Annotated in this window: 1 protein-coding gene; it reads left to right on the top strand. The window is 67.2% G+C overall.

Features of this window, described 5'->3' with window-relative positions; all coding sequences use genetic code 11:
- The first annotated feature begins 93 nt into the window (after positions 1-93).
- A complete protein-coding gene (locus tag E9232_RS35760; protein ID WP_309802267.1) occupies positions 94-1,491 on the top strand; it encodes an NAD(P)(+) transhydrogenase (Re/Si-specific) subunit beta in 1,398 nt (465 codons plus the stop codon).
- Positions 1,492-1,596: the final 105 nt, after the last annotated feature.

Below are 1,596 nucleotides of genomic sequence, written 5' to 3'. Positions count from 1 at the left end.
ATGCTGGCGATGTACCGGAAGAAAGCTTAGGGCCGTCAGGCCATCCAGAGACATCGGCCCTGAGACGGCCTCCGAGACTGAGGGGATAGAGGCATGACGAGCCTGGCGGTGCTGGCCTATCTGGTGGCGGCGATCTGCTTCATCATGGCGCTGCGGGGCCTGTCGAGCCCGGTGACGAGCCGTGTGGGGAACCTGTACGGCATGGTGGGGATGGCGCTCGCGGTGGCGACGACGCTGATCCTCTTGCCGCAGGTGCGGAACTACTGGCTGATCGTGCCGGCGATCGCGATCGGCGGCGGCATCGGCTATGTGGTGGCGCAGCGGATCAAGATGACGGCGCTGCCGCAGCTGGTGGCGGCGTTCCACAGCCTGGTGGGCCTGGCGGCGGTGTGCGTGGCGGCGGCGGCGTTCCTCGACCCCGAAGCGTATGCGATCGGGACCAAGGGCGCGATCCATGTCGGCAGCCTGATCGAGATGTCGCTGGGGGCGGCGATCGGGGCGATCACCTTCACCGGGTCGCTGGTGGCGTTCGCGAAGCTGCAGGGGCTGGTGACGGGCAAGCCGCTGGTGTTCCCGCTGCAGCACCCGATCAACGCGGCGCTGGGCGTCCTGATCGTGCTGCTGATCGTGTGGATGTGCGTGGGCCAGTCCGGCGCGGCGTTCGCGCTCTTGATCCTGGTGGCGCTGGCCCTGGGCTTCCTCTTGATCCTGCCGATCGGCGGGGCGGACATGCCGGTGGTGGTGTCGATGCTGAACAGCTACTCCGGCTGGGCGGCGGCGGGGATCGGCTTCACCCTGCAGAACAACCTGTTGATCATCACCGGTGCGCTGGTGGGCTCGTCGGGCGCGATCCTCAGCTACATCATGTGCAAGGGGATGAACCGTTCGATCATCAACGTGATCCTGGGCGGGTTCGGTGGCGACGCGGCAGGGGCATCCGCCGCGGGTCCGGCGGGCGACCGCGCGGTGAAGCAGGGGTCGGCGGAGGACGCGTCCTTCGTGATGAAGAATGCGCGGTCGGTGATCATCGTGCCGGGCTACGGCATGGCGGTGGCGCAGGCGCAGCACGCGCTGCGGGAGATGTCGGACCTGCTGAAGAAGGAGGGGGTGGAGGTGCGCTACGCGATCCACCCGGTGGCGGGCCGGATGCCGGGGCACATGAACGTGCTGCTGGCGGAGGCCAACGTGCCCTATGACGAGGTGTTCGAGCTGGAGGAGATCAACCGGGACTTCGCGCAGGCCGACGTGGCGTTCGTGATCGGGGCGAACGACGTGACCAACCCGGCGGCGAAGACGGACCCGGCGAGCCCGATCTACGGCATGCCGATCCTGGATGTGGAGAACGCCAAGACGGTCTTGTTCGTCAAACGCTCGATGGCGTCGGGCTATGCCGGGGTGGAGAACGAGCTGTTCTTCCGCGACAACACCCTGATGCTGTTCGGCGACGCCAAGAAGATGTGCGAGGACATCGCCAAGTCCCTCGCCGCCTGACGCAAGGCCGCCGCCTCATTCCATTCCTGTCATGCCAGGGCTCGACCGTGGCATCCAGGGGCAGCCAGAGCGGTTCTCCGTGGCCCCTGGATTGCCCGGTCAAGC

The organism is Inquilinus ginsengisoli (assembly GCF_031453975.1).
In the GTDB taxonomy this organism is placed as follows: domain Bacteria; phylum Pseudomonadota; class Alphaproteobacteria; order DSM-16000; family Inquilinaceae; genus Inquilinus; species Inquilinus ginsengisoli_A.
The sequence above is the reverse complement of the archived record's forward strand: the minus strand, read 5'-3'. Positions and strand labels throughout refer to the sequence as shown.